A 19123-nucleotide genomic window follows, 5' to 3' on the forward strand; every position below is an offset into this window, starting at 1 on the left:
ACCGGAAACAATTTACATTCAATTTAGCTTGAGCACTATAGCTCAGCCTGAATGAATTCTAGAAGGGGAATTATGCATTCATCGGTTATAACAAATAAATAAAATAATTTGATTTGTTATAACCAAGATGAATTAAGTAGGGAAAGCCTGATTTAAATCAGAACCTCTTAGTCGCGACTCTTCTTTTCAACCCACTCACGGATATCAAGTTTTTGACCTGCGACACGAGTTTTCTTCAATAAATCTTGTACTTCTGTAGGCATACCTTCTGGTAAATCTACCGTGCTGTACGAATCATAAATTTCAATGGCACCGATAAATTTACTGTCGATGTTGGCTTCGTTAGCGATAGCGCCAACAATGTTACCTGGTTTTGCGCCATGGCTGCGACCAACCGCAATGCGGTAGCGTTGCATGCCTTCATCCGGCGTACTGGTGCGGCGTTTTTCGCCTCTGCCACGACCTCTGTCTCCGCGGTCGCCTCTATCACCACGATCGCCTCTATCTCCGCGCTCACCTCTATCTCCGCGCTCACCTCTATCTCCGCGCTCACGGCCTCTGCCACGATCATCGCGTCCTTCGCGCTTTTCTCTTGGTGGGCGTGTAGAAATATCGGGTACATCAGACTCTTTCAGTACCAAAGGCTCGTCACCTTGTGCCAACTTGGCTAAAGCCGCAAGCAGTTTTTCTGGTGATGCTTCGGTTTCTTGTTGAATTGCTTCGATAACCGGTAGCAATGTATCTGCCTGATCCTCTTCCAACGCTGCCATAACGCGTTCTTTAAAGCGTTGTACGCGAGATTCGTTCATTTCAGTCAGGCTTGGAATCGGCATCGGCTCCATGTTTTGCTTGGTCGCTTTTTCGATAGTGCGCAATAAACGCATTTCACGATGAGAGATAAACAGGATGGCATCGCCAGATCGTCCAGCACGGCCTGTACGACCGATACGGTGTACATAAGATTCTGTGTCGTAAGGAACATCGTAGTTAATAACGTGGCTTACACGGTCAACGTCTAGTCCACGAGCCACAACGTCGGTAGCGATAAGAATATCAATACCGCCTTGTTTCAGTCTTTCAACGGTACGCTCACGGGATTTTTGCGGGATGTCACCATTTAAAGGTTCAACATCGTAACCACGGGCACTTAGCTTTTCAGCCAATTCGATGGTGGCAGTTTTTGTTCTGACGAACACGATAACGCCATCATAGTTTTCGACTTCCAAAATACGCGTTAGCGCTGATAATTTGTGATGCCCGGAAACCTGTACATAACGTTGGCGAATGCTTTTCGCTGTACTGGTTTTGGACGCAATTTTAATTGTCTTTGGATCATTCAGATAGCTGGTGGCGATCTTCTTGATAGGCGCAGGCATGGTGGCTGAAAACAGCGCTGTTTGTCTTTCTTCTGGCGCTTGAGACAAGATCCACTCAACGTCATCAATGAAACCCATACGTAACATTTCGTCGGCCTCATCAAGTACCAACATTTTCAAACTGTCGAGCTTTAATGTATTGCGCTTGATGTGGTCGATAACACGGCCTGGCGTACCTACGATAACGTGGGTTCCGCGCTTCAATTGACGAATCTGGTTATCGTAAGATTGGCCGCCGTAAATAGGCAGCACGCGTAATGCTTTGTTGAAGCTGGCATAGGCTTGAAATGCTTCGGCAACCTGAATTGCTAATTCACGTGTTGGTGCCAGAACTAATAGTTGTGGCTCTTTCAGTGAACTATCGATTTTGGCTAACATCGGCAAAGCGAAGGCGGCTGTTTTACCAGTACCTGTCTGAGCCTGTCCAATCAGGTCTCGTCCTTCAAGTAGCAAAGGGATACTTTCTGCCTGGATAGGGGAAGGTTTTTCGTAGCCTATTTTATCCAACGCGTCCAGAATTTCTTGAGGAAGGGCTAAATCTTTAAAGCTAATGGAAACGTCGGTTGTCATAGATATGTACTCACTTATATGCTGAACCGTTTCTCAATGACCACATGCTTAAGAATAGCTCAGTACTGGGGAAAATGTGGCGCATTGTAGAGTAAAACTTGTCCGCTGGCTACTTGATAATGTGCTTTTTTATGTGGCTTGAGTGGTGATTTTATATATTTGAGGGGAAATAGCGGAAAAAGCTTCTGTTTTTTTAAGTTTATGGCGTCGGAGTAAAACGATTAAGGTGTTTTTATGCACTTGTAAGCTTTGTAAAATAAGTGTTTTTATGATTAACGATAATTTTACAAATGTTGTGATATTTAACATTAAAACTCGTTAATTCCTGAAGAATTCTCATCTTTAAATGTTGGTTAACTGTGATTTCATTGGGCTAGGAGGGGTTTATCCAGGTTTTGAAGTTATATCTGAATCAGAGCTGGTGAGATTGAGGAGTGCGTTCCTGCATATATCACTACCTCTGGGCTGAATATTTGAGCAATATCTTTTCTCCGCCTTTGCTCTTTAAAACTTAAAAAATTCCCCCAAATACGCGAAAGTTTAATTTGGAGGCATTGTCGCCATGTTTAGTGGAATTCAAGAAAAGTTATTAAAACTCAGGGATAACAGGGCATTTGAAATGTTAGTGATTGCCGTCATTATCATTTCAGCACTGGAAATAGGTGCTAAAACCTATGAATTACCTGCTTTTGCCATTGATGTTACTTTGGTTCTGGACTGGTTTATCACTCTCTTTTTTCTGTTTGAAATAACAGTTCGGTTCTGGGCTGAACCCGATAAAAAACGCTTTTTTCATTCCGGTTGGAATATCTTTGATACCCTGGTTGTGTTGGTCAGTTTGATACCTATCCAGGATACCGAAATGGCACTGTTAGCTCGTTTGGTCAGGGTGTTCAGGGTGCTGCGTATGGTGTCTATTATTCCTGAGCTCAGGATCCTTATTAATTCGCTTATAAAAGCCTTGCCACAGCTGGGCTATGTGATGTTGCTTCTGTTTATTATCTTCTATATTTATGCCGCAGTAGGTAGCTTCTTATTTAGTCCTATCAATTCAGAACTTTGGGGCAATATTGCGATTTCCATGCTGACTCTTTTCAGGATAATGACATTCGAGGATTGGACTGATATTCAGTACGAGACCATGGATGTTTACCCGATGAGCTGGATGTATTACATGAGCTTTATCTTTTTTACTGCATTCGCTTTTTTAAATATGGTGATTGGTATTGTGGTCAATGTTATGGAAGAAGAGCACGCTAAAGTTCGAGCAGAAGAGAATGGAAAAGAACCGACCATGAAAGAGCTGCAAGATGAAATACGTGAGTTAAAGGCGTTGTTGCTGGAAAGGAAATAGCCTTCTCAAGCGGTTATTTCCTTTGGTCTTCGAATTGATTTTGGGGTAAAAGCTACAGGCGAGGGAGGGACGCGCCTGTAGCTTTGAGATTAATCATTTAATTTTTATTACGAGTGAGTAGAGTTAGCCGTTACCGCCGTCTTCATCATCATCATCCTCGTCATCGCCTTCTCCATCACCGTCGTCGTCGCCGTTTCCATCGTCATCTTCACTGTCTTCAAACTCAATTTCTTCGGCTTTGATAGCGTTGTCTGATGTGAAGAAGCCTTTCACTTTTACAGAGACTCCGACAGCAAGATCTTCGGCTGTGCCATTGTCGAACTCTGTGTATTCATCAAAGGTGATTTCATGGTTTGCCAAGGTAAAACTATTACTGGATTGCAGAGACTGAATTTCGCCTTCCAGTGTGGTTCTCTCTGTAGCGGAGAATTCAATTTCTTTGGCAACAAGAACATTCTCTGCGTTTAATGTGCCTTCAATTTCCACAACAACACCATTTCCTAAACGACGATGGTTACCTTTGCCATATTTCGTCTGTTGTGTCGTTGTTACTTGTTGGTCGGCGACCATGAAGTTGGTTTCGGAAATGAAATTGCTGATAGTGCCAGAAATGCTGATTTCCTCATCTTGAGAAGCAAACTCTATGCGGTGAGCGATCAGGGTGGAATCGCTATCCAGAATGCCTTTTACTTCAACAGCAACGCCTTGCGCTAATGAAGACGCATCGCCGTTAACATAGATGGTATCTTCAATGGTGGTGACTGCATGCCCGTTTACGGTGAAGTCGGTTGCGCTGTCAAAGGTATCAATCGTGCCTTCAATTTCTACGGCTTCGTTATTGTCTTCGCGTTCAAACTCAATTCGAGTTGCCAGAATATCACCAGTGTCCAGCTCTCTGCCTTTAACTTCTACAAGTGCACCATTTTGCAAGTCGGCTTCAGCGCCGTCTTTAAAGCGGGTGTATTCGTCAGTAATGACGTTTCTGCCGTTAAGTACAAAGTTGCTGTCATCATCCAACTCGCTGATCGTCCCCTGAATTTTGACTTGTCTTACCGCAGAGCCTTGTTCACTGTTACCGTTATCGTCTAATAATTCGACCTCTAACCCTAGCAGAGTGTCGTCGTCTTGACGTTGCCCTTCAACAGAAACTCGGGAGCCGCTAGTCAACAGAGCGAAGAATTCATCTGCTGTTAAATCGTCTTCCTGATACTCAAACTCGGTGAATTCGTTGGTGACAACCATCACGCCTTGAACTTGGAAATCTGGCTGAGTGATTTGCCCCACTTGGCCTTCCAATTCAACATTTCCTGAGGGTTCTTCACCTGATAATTCGGTTCTTGCCAACAGGCGAATAACCAGTGCGTTATCGTTGCTAAAGGCTTTTACTTCAACGATATCACCAATGGCTAAGTCACCCAGCGTCAGTCGGCGAACTTTGGCGTCGGAGCGATCAATGAAATTGCTGTGTTGATCCAGAGTAAAAGTGGTATCCAGTAACGTCAGGGTTTGAGCGTCGGTGTCGATGGCTTCAATAGCACCTTCTAACTGAATAACTCCTTCTTTATCCAGACGAATGGCTCTGGCTTGCAATACTTCATCAACAACAACGCCAAAGGCTTTAACTCGAAGGTTTACCGCCAGGTCTTCAGACGTTCCTGCATAAAATTCTGTGTTTTCATCCCAACTAATGGTGTTACCGGCAACGATAAAGGTGTGCTCGTCAACAATGCTGGTAATCACGCCGTCTAATGCGATTTGCTGGCCTGAAATAGGCGTATCTTCCGTGATGACGGTAACAGAATCAGCAATAAGTACGCCTTCTACCAGTTCTGAAGTGCTTTTAACATTAACAGATACACCATCTTCCAATGTGCCGACGACCGTTGCTGCGCTGTAGTCAACCGGAGTGGAGAAGATTGAGAATTGTTGAGCTTCGGTATCCAGCAGAGAGACCTCACCGTTTAACACGTAAGTATCAACAGTCTCGAACAGGTTTACGTGGGTTGCCAGAAATTCATTGTTGCCATCGCCGTCGGTATCACCTTCGTCGATGCCGCTAATGGCAACTATCATGCCCGGTAATAGGGTGTCGAAGGTGATGTTATTGAAAATGGTCAGTTCGTCGATTTCGAAGGTTTGACCCAGAACCGTAATTTGGCTGTCAGTTAGTGAAACGCTATCTACAGGGCCTTTGGCATGTACTGTGTAAGTCACACTCACCGCATCGGCCACTGTACCGTCTGCGCTTATGCGACCATTCACTGTTACCACCATGCCAACATCAAAGTCATCTTCGCTGGCTTCTTGTTGTTCATCATCGTTAAATTCGGTGTTATCCGTGGCATATCTCACACCGTTTACATAGACGCTGCCGAAGTTGGATATTACGCCCGTGCTAACTACTTCTGCTTGATAAACCAGAGCAACGGATGCGTTTTGAGCATTGCTTAAGGTAATGGTTTGCTCGGCGGGTAATACGTCGTAAACAATACCATCGGCGGAGACTTCGTTAATGCTGATGGTGTAAGTGCCGCTTTCAAGCGTTGATAATGTGGTTGTAGCCGTTAGCGTTTGGCTATAGCTATTCGGGCCTGTCACCATGACGTCTGGTGAACTGCCGTCCGGTAATCCCGACAAACTAATGGTTAGAGATGCTGAGGGGGTTGTTGAAGGCGGCGGTGTTGAGCTGCTTGAGCCTCCGCCACAGGCGGATATAAAAAATAAACAAACAGCGAGTAAGGCTGATATGCGGGTTATCGAGATCATGTCATTCTCCACTTTCCTATTCATTTTGAAGTAGGGCTTAAATTCATGCGTAGGTATAAAACGTAGTAATAAATTGACTATTGAGCAAAGTGTACCGGGAAGAATTGCAGTAATGGTTATGGGAAATAAAACCTTTGTGGGGTGTGGGATAATTATGGGAATGTTTCTTTTCTTGAGTGATGTGGCTGGTATGCCTCTATTTTAAAGGTTTTTTTACGATCGCCTGACTCTGCACTGTTTGAGGAAGGCTGGATTAGATAATAATATGGAATGAGTTTATATACCTAAAATGAATTCATAGATTAGGTGGTATTGCTGTAATACGAGCGAGAACCCTGGATTAAGTTAAGCAATAAAAAACCCGGCGCTTGTTACCAAGGCCGGGTTTTTCGTATTTTAAGAAAAGACTCTTATTTCTTTTCTGCTTTACGTGCTTTGGCTTCTGCAATTACTGCTTCAGCAACGTTTTGCGGACAAGGCATGTAGTGTGAGAATTCCATAGAGAATTGACCACGACCAGAAGTGATTGTACGCAAGTGACCGATGTAACCGAACATTTCAGAAAGTGGTACGTCAGCTTTAATACGAACACCTGTTGGGCCAGCTTCTTGATCTTTGATCATGCCGCGACGACGGTTCAAGTCACCGATTACGTCACCAACGTTGTCTTCTGGAGAGAACACGTCAACTTTCATGATTGGCTCAAGAAGTTGTGGGCCCGCTTTAGGCATGGTTTGACGGTATGCACCTTTCGCTGCAATTTCAAACGCGATAGCCGAAGAGTCAACTGCGTGGTATCCACCGTCGAACAACTCAACTTCTACGTCCAACACAGGATAGCCTGCCAAAGGACCTTCTTTCATCATTGAGGCAAAGCCTTTTTCGATGGCTGGGAAGAATTCCTTAGGAACGTTACCACCAACAACGGTAGACTTGAACTTGAAGCCGCTACCTGTTTCTCCAGGTCTGATGCGATAGTCGATCTTACCGAATTGACCAGAACCACCAGATTGTTTCTTGTGCGTGTAGCCATCTTCAACTTCACGTGTGATGGTTTCACGGTAAGCAACCTGAGGTTTACCTACGTTCAATTCAACACCATAAGTACGTTTCAGGATGTCTACTTTGATGTCCAGGTGAAGCTCACCCATACCTTTCAGGATGGTTTCGCCAGATTCCTGGTCAGTTTCAACCTGGAATGTTGGATCTTCTGATACCAGTTTACCGATAGCGATACCCATCTTCTCTGTACCACCTTTATCTTTAGGAGATACAGCGATAGAGATTACTGGCTCAGGGAAGATCATTGGCTCAAGTGTACAAGGATGGTTAGGATCACATAGAGTGTGACCGGTTTGTACGTTCTTCATGCCTACAACAGCGATGATGTCACCCGCTTGAGCTTTGCTCAATTCAGTACGATCGTTCGCGTGCATTTCCACCATACGGCCGATACGCTCAGTCTTACCAGTAGCACTGTTAAGAATAGTCATACCTTTTTCCATCTTACCTGAGTAAATACGGATAAAGGTCAATGCGCCGAAACGATCGTCCATGATTTTGAACGCCAATGCGCGTAGTGGCTCGTCAGGAGAAACGATGGCTACTTCACCAGTCGCTTCACCAGTATCTTCGTCAGTCAGAGGTTGAGGATCAACTTCTGTTGGGCTTGGCAAATAGTCAACAACAGCATCAAGAACCAACTGGATACCTTTGTTTTTAAATGCAGAACCACAGAAAGTCGGGAAGAACGCAAGGTCACGAGTACCTTTACGGATACAACGCTTGATGTCTTCCAAAGAAGGTACTTCACCTTCCATGTAGGCCATCATCAGGTCGTCGTCTTGCTCAACCGCAGTTTCGATCAGTTGCTCATGGTATTCATTTACTTTGTCAACCATGTCAGCTGGTACGTCTTGTACAGTGTAGTTTTCTGGCAAACCAGAGTCGTCCCAGATGTACGCTTTCTTCTCTAGTACATCAACAACGCCTTTGAAGTCGTCTTCGATACCGATAGGCAACGTCATTACCAAAGGATTTGCTGCTAGTACGTTTTTAACTTGTTTAACAACGCGATAGAAGTCAGCACCCATACGGTCTAACTTGTTTACGAAGATCAAACGAGCTACTTCAGAGTCGTTAGCATAACGCCAGTTGGTTTCTGATTGAGGCTCAACACCACCAGAACCACAGAATACGCCCACACCACCGTCTAATACTTTCAAAGAACGATATACTTCAACAGTGAAGTCAACGTGCCCTGGAGTATCGATGATGTTCATACGGTGATCTTTCCAGAAACAGGTCGTTGCAGCTGACTGGATTGTAATACCACGCTCAGCTTCCTGTTCCATGAAGTCCGTAGTTGATTCACCGTCGTGTACCTCACCGGTCTTATGGATTTTACCGGTCAATTTCAAAATACGTTCTGTAGTCGTTGTTTTCCCCGCATCTACGTGTGCGAAGATACCAATATTTCTATACTTGGCTAAGTCAGTCATGGCTTCACTTTTATGAGTTAAAAAAAATTGCGCGGCATTATACAAGATTTAGGGCGATTTTAAACCAATTGTATTGGTTATTTTTGCGCCTGTTGAAGTTGTCGCTTAATCGCTGTTCAGGATCGCTGACAAAGAAGTTTGTATTAGCGCAGTGTTGATGGGGCATCTTGATTTGATTGTATTGATATTTATGGCTTTTTTTGAGATTCAAGTAAGAATTCATTCTATCCCAATCGGGCTTCAATATTTGTTAATTAAGATTGATTGTTTTACAGTGGTGCGCATTATATATGCGCATCAATAGGCTGCTTATGAGAAAAGAACATCACTCTCGCTCCCCAAAAAAAGCCACTAATTTGAGTATTCGCAGTGATTTGCTGGCTGAGGCGAAGCGATTTAACATAAATTTGTCTGCGACAATGGAAGAGGCTTTGGAAAAACAAGTGGCAAAATGCTTACGAGATGAATGGTTGAAGCAAAATGCAGAGTCCTTAGACGCTTGTAATGCTCTAACTGAAAAGCATGGTTTGTTTTCAGACAGCTACAGGGTATTTTGATGGCGCAGTTCTGCTTATATCAAAATAAAGATCGAAACTCTTGTGAGGCCTACCCTTATTTTGTTGATGTGCAAAATCAATTGCTTGAAAGCCTTAACACCAGATTGGTGATCCCATTAACACCGATAGACTTGTTAAGTGAAAAAGCGCCTGGTCATTTGTGTCCTGTCATCCATATTCGTGAGGGAGACTTTGTCATGTTGACGCAGCAAATGACCAGTGTTCCTAGAAGTATCTTGACCGAGCCGGTCAATGATTTGAGCGCCTTTCGCGAAGAAATTATTGGCGCTATTGATTTCTTAATTACGGGAATTTGAATACTGGAATTAAAATCTTCAGCGGCACTAAGTTTATTTGATTCTCAAGTATTACGAGTCTTTTATGGAACTAAATTCCACTTCTACAGAGTAGGAGTAGCTTTGACTGTTATCTTCTTTGTACTCTCCATTTGACGCTATAGATATTAGGGCGTTTTTGGCCTTAATTGTTGCCGATATATCCCCCCTGAATTGGCTGGCTTTGTTGATATTAATTGTAGCCCTTTTACATCGGCCGACTTCTCTACCATAAACTACTGCCTTCCAGGATGGTTCGTAATCAAGCCAGTTGTAATCTTCAGAGCAAAACGTTCTTTCCGCGCTGTATTTCTTACCATCAAATTCAAAAACTCGGGAATCAAGCAGTATTGAGGTTTTTCTCTTCGATAGTTCAACTGCTGTAGAAGCTGATAGTTGAATATCGCTGTTAGATGTAGCTTCTATAGATAGGTTTGATTCAGTCTGACTGGTAGAATACTTGTTAATCACAATTTTTGTTGCTCCTAAATCAACAAGTATTTTGATTAGTTCAACTTCTCTTTCTTCATGGAGTAATTCATCGTAATTATCATCAGGTATGTATAGGTTTTTCTGAGAATTTACCAAAGGATGCTTTCTATAAATTTGCCCAACTACTGGATGACCTGGTGGGAAGTTTAATCCTCTTTCATTCACTTGTGTTAAGGTCACTCCATTTTCAGATATAAAACGAGCAATTTCTTTTTCAGTTTTTTCTTGAAGTTTGCTGTCTTTATTTTTAGATAGCAGTTGCTCTATGTAAGGTGCTGCAAGCCCAGCAGCTGCTATTAACGCTATCGGTAAGCTTATAGCGGGTGATAAAGGAAATCTTATCAAACTACCTACTTGTAAGCCTGTTATGAACTTATTGAAATTCCCCAATACCGGTTGTGTTTCAGAAGACGGCGATACTACCTCCTCTTCGGGGAGCACTTCGTTAATTATATATATGGTATTCATATTTTTCTTTTAGTTAAGGTGCAATAAATAACCATTGTATATTTTGGAGAAAGAGCTTAGTAGTTATTTTTACTTAGTTTTATTTAGAGCTCGGTTTACAAAATGAATAGCATCTATGATCTCTTGATCTGCCTTCCCAACAAATAAGCAAATAGCATTCCGGCAAAGCTGATGCAGGTTAGCATCAGGAAGTAGTTATGGAAGCCTGTAATGCCGGGGCTTGCATCCAGAATTCTGCCTGCCACTGCGGCAAAGAATATGTCTGGCGTGTAGCCAATCAGGGAAATTAATCCAACGGCTGTTCCAGTGATATTCGCTTTCAGTTTCGATTCTTCCAGCAAGGTAAAATAGATGCCTCGTAGCGCATACATAGCGGCAAAAGTGACTAGCAGATTACCCAGAATAATCAGTGAACCAATTTGCTCTGGTGTGACGATGCTCAAAACACAGAACACTGCCGCAGCAATAAAGAAGATGAATGAAACCAGTTTGCTTGATGATAATCGATCGGCAATGAGCCCGGCGGCGATGGCTGCCAGCGGGCGAGTGTAGCTGCCCAGAGTGGTGAATTCAGCGGCTTCAACTGCGTTCTTTTGTAACACCTGAACGGCATACAGGCCGTAGTTGTCGAGTGCTCTGTATCCGCAATAGGCGGCAACGATAATGCCTCCTTGCAGCCAAACACTGGGATTTTTAGCCACGTGAAATATGTCTTTTCCTATTCTGGCAGTGGCACCTAATGAGCTCGGTTTGACATGAGGAATAATAAACCAGACCAAAACCGCGGCGGTGAGCGTGATACAGGAATAAAACAAAATCACGGATTGAATCGCAGCTTTGCTTGCTGTTGCGTCTTTTAATTGCTCACCTAATATTGAGCTGAAAATAACCACGGCGACACTGGCTGCGATACTTGCCATTAATCCTCTACCGCCATCTAAAAAGCCAAACGCCAGTCCTTGGGAATTATGTCCACCCCAGTCGCGAGTTGCTTTTATCATTGCTGCCCAGAAAAGCAAAATAGTGGTTAAGCCAAAATAGCCATAAACAATGTAGAGCCCTGTAACGGGTGGAATTGTGTAGAGATAGAAACCGCCAAGCGCGGTACACAACAGAGACATTGCCATTAATTTTCGCGCTGAAAAGTGATCGGCAATAGCGCCTCCAGGAAAGTAAGCCAACATGGCTGTAATCCCGTAAACCGCATACACATCGCCCAATTGAGTATTGGTTAACTGAAACGCTTCAAGAAAGGTAGGGCGGAAAAAGCGAGCAATATGAAAAGGCAGAGTAAAAATCATCTCACCAGCAAAAATCAATGTGAATAAGATGAGGTAATGTTTAAGTGATTTGGATGTATCTGCTGGGGTGCTTGCTGAGGTCATTGGCCTGGAGAGCGTGGTCGCTCAATCGTTATTGTTATTATGTCGCTAATCTTTACATAATCAGTGGGTTAGGTAAACCGCATGATGTAAGGTAGATAATCCATAGAACATTCAGACTGAAAGACTCGTCCCAACTTTTTGATCCAGATCAACTTCTACCAGCATTTCCATTGCTGCTTAATTTGAGCACAACTAGAATTCCGCGTTTTTGTTTTTGGTGCGCTCTTGTTTTTGGTGCGCTTTTGTATTTGAGCTGCTGCCAACGCTGAAAAAGATTTGAAATGACGAGGAAGTAATGAACGAGAAGTGTGTGCCGAAATTTGTCCCTGAATTATTGTCGCCAGCGGGAAGTTTGCGCAATATGCGCTATGCCTTTGCTTATGGTGCCGATGCCGTTTATGCCGGACAGCCTCGTTATTCTCTGCGTGTTCGTAACAACGAGTTTAATGCTCAAAATCTAAAGATTGGCATTGATGAAGCACATGCTCTAGGCAAGAAGTTTTACGTTGTCAGTAATATCGCGCCACATAACAGCAAAGTGGATACCTACCTAAAAGACATCGAACCTGTTATTGCCATGAAACCCGATGCTCTTATCATGTCTGATCCCGGTTTGATTATGCTGGTACGCGAACGTTTTCCAGACATGTCGATTCACCTTTCTGTGCAAGCCAATGCGGTTAATTATGCCACTGTACAGTTTTGGGCCAAGCAGGGCATCGAGCGAGTGATTTTGTCGCGTGAACTTGCGCTGGAAGAAATAGAAGTGATTCGTGAAAAAGCGCCAGACACAGAACTGGAAGTGTTTGTACATGGTGCGCTTTGCATGGCTTACTCGGGTCGCTGTTTGTTATCGGGCTATATGAATAAACGCGATCCGAATCAGGGAACCTGCACCAATGCCTGTCGTTGGAGTTACGATGTAAAAGAGGGGCAGGAAACCGAATCGGGTGACATCGTTCATGCCGTGCAGAAGGTTAAACCCGAAGAAATCATTCCCACTCTCGGTGAAGGCGAACCGACAAGCCAGGTATTTATGCTGGAAGAAAAGGAAAAGCCCGGTGTCTATATGCCAGCCTTTGAAGATGAGCATGGTACTTACATCATGAATTCCAAGGATCTTCGGGCAGTACAACACGTGCCTCGACTAACCGAAATCGGCGTACATTCATTGAAAATTGAAGGCCGTACTAAATCTCATTACTACTGCGCTCGCACTGCCCAGGTATACCGTAAAGCCATTGATGATGCCGTCGCCGGGAAGCCATTTGACGCAACACTGATGACTACATTGGAAACCCTTGCGCATCGAGGGTATACCGAAGGTTTCTTACGCCGTCATAGCCACAGTGATTATCAAAATTACGAAACTGGAAATTCCATCAGCGATAAACAGCAATTCGTTGGTGAAGTGCTGGGGCGCTGCGAAGAAACGGGTATGGCGATTATCGACGTGAAGAATAAATTCTGCGTTGGGCATTCTATGGAATTAATGACCCCGGCGGGCAATATTCATTTCACGCTGGAAACCATGCTTGATAGTAAAGGGCAATCTATTGACGATGCAAAGGGCTCAGGTCATCAGGTACGCATTCCTGTTCCGGCCGATTTGGATTTGGAATACGCCTTGTTGCTGCGTAATTTAGACGAAGGAACCAACACGCGTAACCCGTTTAAAGAAGCGTCTGTTGCAGTTTAATTTCAGGTAGATACCGTTGAAGTTAATGAGCTCTTAATTGCTCAGCGATAATAGTGAGTAGCTCACTGGCAGTTTGGTACGTAATCTTAACACCTCGGTGCATATCCAATGTTAAGTTATCGAGTTTGGCTTCATTATCCAAAAGTTGTTCAGCTATAAATAGAAGGGTCTTGTTATCAGCGATGCTACGAGCGTCATTAGCAAGCTTCATTGTACAGGCTTTATGTTCGTCATAGTCTTGATTCTCCATAAAGCCCTCATCATATATAGCATTAATAATCTCAGGAATTTTTGAATAGTGCTTGGTCAGGTAGTAGATATCCATAGCGTCTTTGCCACGAATACCTGGTTCACGTTCTAACCAGGATATGAGTTTCAGAAGCAGCATTCCCGCTGGCGAAGCGACTTTAATCTCAAGCGACGGATTATCTACAATTGTTACATTCAAAGCGTTGTCGAAAGCTTCTTTAAATGCGGTTACCTTCATTGCTATATCATGCTTTGGCGGCCACGTTATAGCTTGATCATCATCCGCAATATTGCCAAATGGAATAATATCAATCTCCCATTCTTCACCATTAGGTACGGTCGTTATAAATTGATGAGCTTTTTCTTTGTGAAGAATAAAGCCGTTATCCAGTAATTTGGCTTTGAGTTGTTCAAACTGTTCCCAGCTTTGAACTTGTATTGCAAAATCAATATCTCTGGTACCGCGTTCAATATCAGCCTTGAAGCCATGATGAAGAATGATGTCTCTGGCTGTGGCGCCAATAACCAGATAAGGAATATTTAACGCTTTAGCGTGTGCGTCAATGATTTGGTAAAGCTCCACCATGCCCTTTAGAAGTTTCCCTGTGACATTAAGCGATGTAGTTTTCATAGAACCTCCTTGCTGCGTCTATGTTTCGTGGCTCAAAGCTTGCCACAAGATTGGCGTAGACTAAAAGGGGATGTGCCAATCCGTGTTGCTGATCTTCAATTTTGTCGATAGACAAAAGTGGTTCAACCAAAATGACTTTGGAAGCATTATGATGATAAAGCTCCTCATGCTTGGCTCTCCTCAGTCTGGCGGCTTTTAACACTTCATTTTTATGTTCTCGGTTTACATAAATTAGATAGTCCTTTGCATTGAGGTAGTTATCGTATTTTTCGACGGCGTATTCGCCACCCCAAAGAGCATGCAATTTTTCTAATTTCAGGCTTTTCAGTAACTCAGGATTGTCAGTAAAGTAAACATCTTTGCTGAGTTTGGCTTCTACACTGGTTGGATAGGCCGCTAGCCATTTTTCCAATAAAGCGCTCCGGTTGGCTAACTCATTCTGATGCTGACCTTTTTGAATAATGAATCCTTGGTAGATCAAGTCATCGATCACTTGCTTGACTGTACCAAGAGCCACTTCCGCTGCTTCAGCGATGGTTCTCATAGGTGCTCTTGTTAATTCGGGATAAGCCAGAAGCATGAAAACAACCTTCATGCCTTTAGGCTGAAAAGCCTTACCTAACTGTTTTACCATAGCCACTTCGTTAGGCGATTTTTCAGGTTTTTTGCCCTGAATGTCGATATAAACGGGAGGTTGGTTGATGTAGGCGTTACCCGCCACATCAAGGAATTGCACTTGTAGCTCTTTAAGATAAACGGCGAGGTTAGGGTTTATATAGTCTGCAATTAAAATGCTTTTTTGATTTAGTTGTTCAGTCAGTTTTTGAACATGATTTTTACTTAGCCATTTTTTGCACTCTATGGGGAGCGAGTGGTTAATGCCGGACAGTATTAACTCACCATCATTCAGGCTGTTTTTAATCAGTCGATAATCAACTTTTAACCCTGTTTGTTGGTTTAATTGACCAACTGCTTTTTCTATAAGCTCTTGCTGTTCTAACATTTCGTTCAATTACTTGTCATGTTCATTAATATTGAACATAAGTGAAAAACGAACGTGAAGCAAGTTTATTGTTCAATATTTGTTTGTGTTCATTAATTTTGAACGATGCTAAAAAGTGAACGACATCCAGCTTAATGCAATCTCAAAAGCGCTCGAAATAGTGATGAAACAGGAAATGGATCCTATGTACAAAAACCATTAAAATTCTGTTTTTAGGCCGTTGATTAACCAGTTGTATAGGTATTTTCAGGAAAAACAAATAGATGGCATTAAAGATTTTAGACACTTGCATCAACTGTGATATGTGTGAACCGGAATGTCCTAATAAAGCCATTTTTATGGGGGAAGAAATCTATGAGATTGATCCCAATCGCTGTACTGAGTGTGTCGGCCATTACGATAATCCTACCTGCATCAGTGTTTGTCCTATTCGCTGTATTACTGTCGATCCGAATCATCAGGAAACATTGGATCAGTTGGCAGAGAAATATGTGAGATTGACGTCTTAACGTTGCAGGGAAAAGAGATGCTGACATTCGTCAGCATGACGATGTTTCAAACAGTTTCAAACAAGTGAGGTAAGGAGAAGCTGTTTTCACGGGAACTTTCAGAAAGAGCGCTAGCATAACGCTCGTCATTCTGGTGAAGGCCAGAATCTGGTCGCTATGCTAGCTCTAATGTTCTTAGTTATCCTGCTTATGCAAATGCACATCCATTTGAGGAAATGGAATACCAACGCCAGCCTTGTCCAATTCCAGCTTAATGTTTTCCATCAAAGAAAAACGGGTTGGCCAGTAATCACCGGTGTTAACCCAGGGGCGTACCACGAAATTCACTGAAGAATCAGCCAGCTCCAGAACCGCGACGTTAGGCGCTGGATCTTTCAATACTCTTTCATCGGCATTGACAACATCGGTTAATACTTGCTTGGCCAGCTTGATGTCTGAGTCGTAACTCACACCAATAACCAAATCAATGCGACGTTTTTCTTCTCTGGAGTAATTGACGATGGATGAACCTGTAATGGAAGCATTAGGTATGATGATGACTTTGTTGTCGGGAGTATTGACGGTGGTTGAAAATATCTCGATTTTTTTCACCGAACCTGCGACACCCGCCGCTTCAATGTAATCTCCGGCCTTGAAGGGGCGAAACAAAATAATGATAACGCCAGAAGCAAAGTTAGATAACGAATCTTTTAAGGCCAAGCCAATCGCTAAACCCGCAGCACCCAAAATAGCAATAAAGGAGGTGGTTTCTACACCCAATTGCCCAAGTGCCATAAGCAGTACCGCTACCATGATCAATGAGTAAACAATGCTGGATAAGAAGGAACCTACCGCCTTATCAACGGATCTTTTTTCCAGCATGGATACGAACAAATTTGTGGCGTATTTCCCTACTTTTCTCCCGAAATATAAAATAACCAGGGCGATAAGAATGTTAAGTGCATAGGTGGTGATTAACTGAGAGTTGTTATTAAGCCAATCTTGAATTATTTCCATTATGATTTCTCAATGTGTCTGAGTGAGTGTTCTAGAGGTTAAAAGGATAATCAGATTTTACTGATGTGCTAAAAAGAATTTATATATCTCATATTATCGACCAAGCATAGTAAAATAACCAACTTTCTGATCTGTATAGATATTGTTCAACTTTTGCAGGTGTAACGGAGGAATGACTTGATAATTTAGGGGCTAATTGGAAGTGATCCGTTCCCATCCTTGGGAACCTGACTTGTAATATTAGCGCAAGAAAACGTATTCCTGAATTTCGCTACCAATATCTGTATTGCGGCGAATGATGTCAGCCAGTGTTGAACTTGCGACCGCTTTTTGCTCTACCGCTGTCAGGTAATTTTGATACCAGAAACGATCACCATCACGAAGCCTTTCAAACTGACGTTTCAAAATGGTGAAGAATAACTCTCCTACCATCGCGTCTTGATAGTTGTCTTCCGCTAAACCACCAACCCAGAGATCAATAGAATTGACATCGCCATAGGCTTTTTTAAGCTTCTCTTGAACGACGGTGTCTGAAGTAATTTCAGCGAAACTGCTTACAGTACCAAGTCCCAGAGATTTTCTCGCGTAATTATAGGAAGGTAAGCCATGATCACGTCCACGCTGAATATTTAAGGACGCTAAGTCAAAACCGCCATTGCCGGGCTGACCAAACAGGAAGTTACGAACGTCGTCAATAACGTAGCTGTCGAGTTCTTGTGCAGTTTGATGCGCTAGTCCTCTTAAAATTGGGTCAATATCGTATTCAAGAATTTGCTTGGGAGCGAAGAATGAATCTCGCAATGGTAAATGTCCGCCGCTGATTTCTTCCAGGTTGGCATCAAGACGCAGAATGGTGGGGCTTAACAAGCTGTGACCTAAGCGATATGCAGCAGTCGAGAATTCGTTGGCAATGCTGGGATTCGCTTTGGGGTTGTAGCCCGCATAAGGGGAAAGTGCTCCTTTACCTAATAGCACAGGCAGAAACTCGTTGTAAGTGATCACTTGCATTTGGGCACCAACGATTTTTCTGGCTTGCTGAAAAATCTCTTCGCCACTTAAACTGGGATTTCTTTGTGCTATCAGAGTTGCCAAGCGATTATGTTCACGTACAAATAATGTATGCATGGCTGTTAGGCCAACCTGCTCATTAGCTCGTACGTCACCTGCTAGAAATAACGTGTCACTATCGCCACCTGCATTAGGCAGTCCTCTGACATTAAAAGGCAGGAACTTATCTTTGTAGGTTCTTAATTTCCCTGTTCCATCGAACGTACGTAAAGCCCTGACCCGGGTAAGTGATGAGCCATACACGTTAGAAGCATCAATCCAGGCGGTAATTTCGTTAATTTGCTGGCGAGGGTTACCCACATCAGTACCGGTAAATTCGTCGTAAATTGAACGGTTAAGCGGAATCGAAGTACCTGTCGAATCCGGGTCGAAATAAGGGTCGCCAAGAGGTACTTTGATATTGGCAGGTTCAGCAGGAGACACACCATCTGTCAGATCTATATCGTGATCCAGAAATTGTCCCCACTGCCATAGATAATCGGTTGCTTTTCTGAAATTAGCTGTGCTGCCTGTTTGGGCTAGTACGTAGTTACTAATGGATCGTGCAGAATTACGGTTCAGACCTGCCAGCTTTGAAATTCCATCACTGTAGTCTGCCACAGTGTAACGTACTAACTTCTGGTGAGTAGAACCTATATGAGTGGCATACAAGTTGTTATTCGTACCGTCGTAGGTGCGAACATCGGTTGCGGTTTCCGCAATCTCAATTGCTGATTCTTGTCTGATAATTTGACGAGCCGGAGAGGTTTCGTTCTTTTCTTTTGGCTGTTGCGCTTGTTGTGAAACGTGAACTTGCTTTTTAGATAAGTCGAGATCGGTATTCTGTGTCGTTTGGGTATCGGTTTGAGCGGCATTTGCAGTGACGCTGAATACTGCAAGAGCAACAACGCTCAGCCTTAATGTCTTATTCATGGAATAAATTCCTAATTTTTGAAAAATGAAAGTGTTAACTACGGGGAATGTAAGGTATTAAAAATTACCCGATTGTTCAATAAAGGTTAAATAAGTATTCTCAAATTAACGTATATATAAAAAGAGGTAAGTATTTTATACGTTTTTAAATTAAGGCTTTTTCACTTGAGACAGATGCAAATGTTTGTTAGGGATGTATATCTACGAATTATTATTTCTTAAATTCGAAAGTTAATACTGCTGGAAAGTGAA

General features: G+C 43.0%; 14 protein-coding genes. 5 read left to right on the forward strand and 9 right to left on the reverse strand.

The genetic code is table 11. The annotated features are described in order from the left end of the window. Nucleotides 1-167: 167 nt before the first annotated feature. Complete coding sequence (locus tag KIH87_RS02585; protein ID WP_232359984.1) at nt 168-1946, reverse strand: DEAD/DEAH box helicase; 1779 nt, start codon at nt 1944-1946, stop codon at nt 168-170. Nucleotides 1947-2508: 562 nt separating this feature from the next. On the opposite strand from KIH87_RS02585, the gene KIH87_RS02590 reads away from it, so the two are divergent. Beyond that, nucleotides 2509-3300: an ion transporter gene (locus tag KIH87_RS02590; RefSeq protein ID WP_232359985.1), complete on the forward strand. Its 792-nt coding sequence runs from the start codon at nt 2509-2511 to the stop codon at nt 3298-3300. A gap of 123 nt (nt 3301-3423) precedes the next feature. Here KIH87_RS02590 and KIH87_RS02595 read toward each other — a convergent pair whose 3' ends face one another. Both KIH87_RS02595 and fusA read right to left on the reverse strand, forming a co-directional pair. After that, entirely contained in the window at nt 3424-6066 is a 2643-nt protein-coding gene (locus KIH87_RS02595; RefSeq protein ID WP_232359986.1) for a DUF5666 domain-containing protein, read from the reverse strand. A gap of 410 nt (nt 6067-6476) precedes the next feature. After that, entirely contained in the window at nt 6477-8567 is a 2091-nt protein-coding gene (gene fusA / locus KIH87_RS02600; RefSeq protein ID WP_232359987.1) for an elongation factor G, read from the reverse strand. Between the two features lie 311 nt (nt 8568-8878). Between fusA and KIH87_RS02605 the strand changes: the two genes are divergently transcribed. Together KIH87_RS02605 and KIH87_RS02610 are read left to right on the forward strand one after the other, a co-directional pair. Beyond that, nucleotides 8879-9124, forward strand: coding sequence for a type II toxin-antitoxin system CcdA family antitoxin (locus KIH87_RS02605; RefSeq protein WP_232359988.1), 246 nt, complete (start codon nt 8879-8881; stop codon nt 9122-9124). Then, on the forward strand, nt 9124-9441 hold the full coding sequence (locus tag KIH87_RS02610) for a CcdB family protein (protein ID WP_232359989.1): 318 nt from the start codon (nt 9124-9126) through the stop codon (nt 9439-9441). Before KIH87_RS02605 ends, KIH87_RS02610 begins: the two co-directional genes overlap by 1 nt. Before the next feature lie 51 nt (nt 9442-9492). Here KIH87_RS02610 and KIH87_RS02615 read toward each other — a convergent pair whose 3' ends face one another. Next, nucleotides 9493-10419: a hypothetical protein gene (locus KIH87_RS02615; RefSeq protein WP_232359990.1), complete on the reverse strand. Its 927-nt coding sequence runs from the start codon at nt 10417-10419 to the stop codon at nt 9493-9495. Between the two features lie 113 nt (nt 10420-10532). Further along, complete coding sequence (locus KIH87_RS02620; protein ID WP_232359991.1) at nt 10533-11720, reverse strand: MFS transporter; 1188 nt, start codon at nt 11718-11720, stop codon at nt 10533-10535. A 379-nt stretch (nt 11721-12099) separates the two neighbouring features. Between KIH87_RS02620 and trhP the strand changes: the two genes are divergently transcribed. Next, the gene (gene trhP / locus KIH87_RS02625) at nt 12100-13503 is read left to right on the forward strand and encodes a prephenate-dependent tRNA uridine(34) hydroxylase TrhP (protein WP_232359992.1); all 1404 of its coding nucleotides are present in this window, start codon (nt 12100-12102) and stop codon (nt 13501-13503) included. 22 nt (nt 13504-13525) lie between these two features. On the opposite strand, the gene KIH87_RS02630 is transcribed toward trhP, so the two are convergent. Continuing rightward, complete coding sequence (locus tag KIH87_RS02630; RefSeq protein ID WP_232359993.1) at nt 13526-14383, reverse strand: nucleotidyl transferase AbiEii/AbiGii toxin family protein; 858 nt, start codon at nt 14381-14383, stop codon at nt 13526-13528. Next, on the reverse strand, nt 14364-15386 hold the full coding sequence (locus KIH87_RS02635) for a type IV toxin-antitoxin system AbiEi family antitoxin (protein WP_232359994.1): 1023 nt from the start codon (nt 15384-15386) through the stop codon (nt 14364-14366). Before KIH87_RS02635 ends, KIH87_RS02630 begins: the two co-directional genes overlap by 20 nt. A gap of 263 nt (nt 15387-15649) precedes the next feature. Here KIH87_RS02635 and KIH87_RS02640 point away from each other — a divergent pair, with 263 nt between their 5' ends. Continuing rightward, a complete protein-coding gene (locus KIH87_RS02640; RefSeq protein ID WP_232359995.1) occupies nt 15650-15895 on the forward strand; it encodes a YfhL family 4Fe-4S dicluster ferredoxin in 246 nt (81 codons plus the stop codon). A 174-nt stretch (nt 15896-16069) separates the two neighbouring features. Here the strand turns inward: KIH87_RS02640 and KIH87_RS02645 are convergent, their stop codons facing one another. Together KIH87_RS02645 and KIH87_RS02650 are read right to left on the reverse strand one after the other, a co-directional pair. Further along, nucleotides 16070-16891, reverse strand: a complete 822-nt coding sequence (locus tag KIH87_RS02645; protein WP_232359996.1) for a mechanosensitive ion channel family protein — start codon at nt 16889-16891, stop codon at nt 16070-16072. 240 nt (nt 16892-17131) lie between these two features. Beyond that, complete coding sequence (locus tag KIH87_RS02650; protein ID WP_232359997.1) at nt 17132-18871, reverse strand: peroxidase family protein; 1740 nt, start codon at nt 18869-18871, stop codon at nt 17132-17134. Nucleotides 18872-19123: the final 252 nt, after the last annotated feature.

It is taken from the genome of Paraneptunicella aestuarii, from assembly GCF_019900845.1.
GTDB lineage: Bacteria > Pseudomonadota > Gammaproteobacteria > Enterobacterales > Alteromonadaceae > Paraneptunicella > Paraneptunicella aestuarii.

Excerpts from the sequence above, each read along its gene's own strand:
- KIH87_RS02585 (WP_232359984.1), bottom strand. The coding sequence starts at position 1,946 with ATGACAACCGACGTTTCCATTAGCTTTAAAGATTTAGCCCTTCCTCAA.
- KIH87_RS02590 (WP_232359985.1), top strand. The coding sequence starts at position 2,509 with ATGTTTAGTGGAATTCAAGAAAAGTTATTAAAACTCAGGGATAACAGG.
- KIH87_RS02595 (WP_232359986.1), bottom strand. The coding sequence starts at position 6,066 with ATGATCTCGATAACCCGCATATCAGCCTTACTCGCTGTTTGTTTATTT.
- fusA (WP_232359987.1), bottom strand. The coding sequence starts at position 8,567 with ATGACTGACTTAGCCAAGTATAGAAATATTGGTATCTTCGCACACGTA.
- KIH87_RS02605 (WP_232359988.1), top strand. The coding sequence starts at position 8,879 with ATGAGAAAAGAACATCACTCTCGCTCCCCAAAAAAAGCCACTAATTTG.
- KIH87_RS02610 (WP_232359989.1), top strand. The coding sequence starts at position 9,124 with ATGGCGCAGTTCTGCTTATATCAAAATAAAGATCGAAACTCTTGTGAG.
- KIH87_RS02615 (WP_232359990.1), bottom strand. The coding sequence starts at position 10,419 with ATGAATACCATATATATAATTAACGAAGTGCTCCCCGAAGAGGAGGTA.
- KIH87_RS02620 (WP_232359991.1), bottom strand. The coding sequence starts at position 11,720 with ATGATTTTTACTCTGCCTTTTCATATTGCTCGCTTTTTCCGCCCTACC.
- trhP (WP_232359992.1), top strand. The coding sequence starts at position 12,100 with ATGAACGAGAAGTGTGTGCCGAAATTTGTCCCTGAATTATTGTCGCCA.
- KIH87_RS02630 (WP_232359993.1), bottom strand. The coding sequence starts at position 14,383 with ATGAAAACTACATCGCTTAATGTCACAGGGAAACTTCTAAAGGGCATG.
- KIH87_RS02635 (WP_232359994.1), bottom strand. The coding sequence starts at position 15,386 with ATGTTAGAACAGCAAGAGCTTATAGAAAAAGCAGTTGGTCAATTAAAC.
- KIH87_RS02640 (WP_232359995.1), top strand. The coding sequence starts at position 15,650 with ATGGCATTAAAGATTTTAGACACTTGCATCAACTGTGATATGTGTGAA.
- KIH87_RS02645 (WP_232359996.1), bottom strand. The coding sequence starts at position 16,891 with ATGGAAATAATTCAAGATTGGCTTAATAACAACTCTCAGTTAATCACC.
- KIH87_RS02650 (WP_232359997.1), bottom strand. The coding sequence starts at position 18,871 with ATGAATAAGACATTAAGGCTGAGCGTTGTTGCTCTTGCAGTATTCAGC.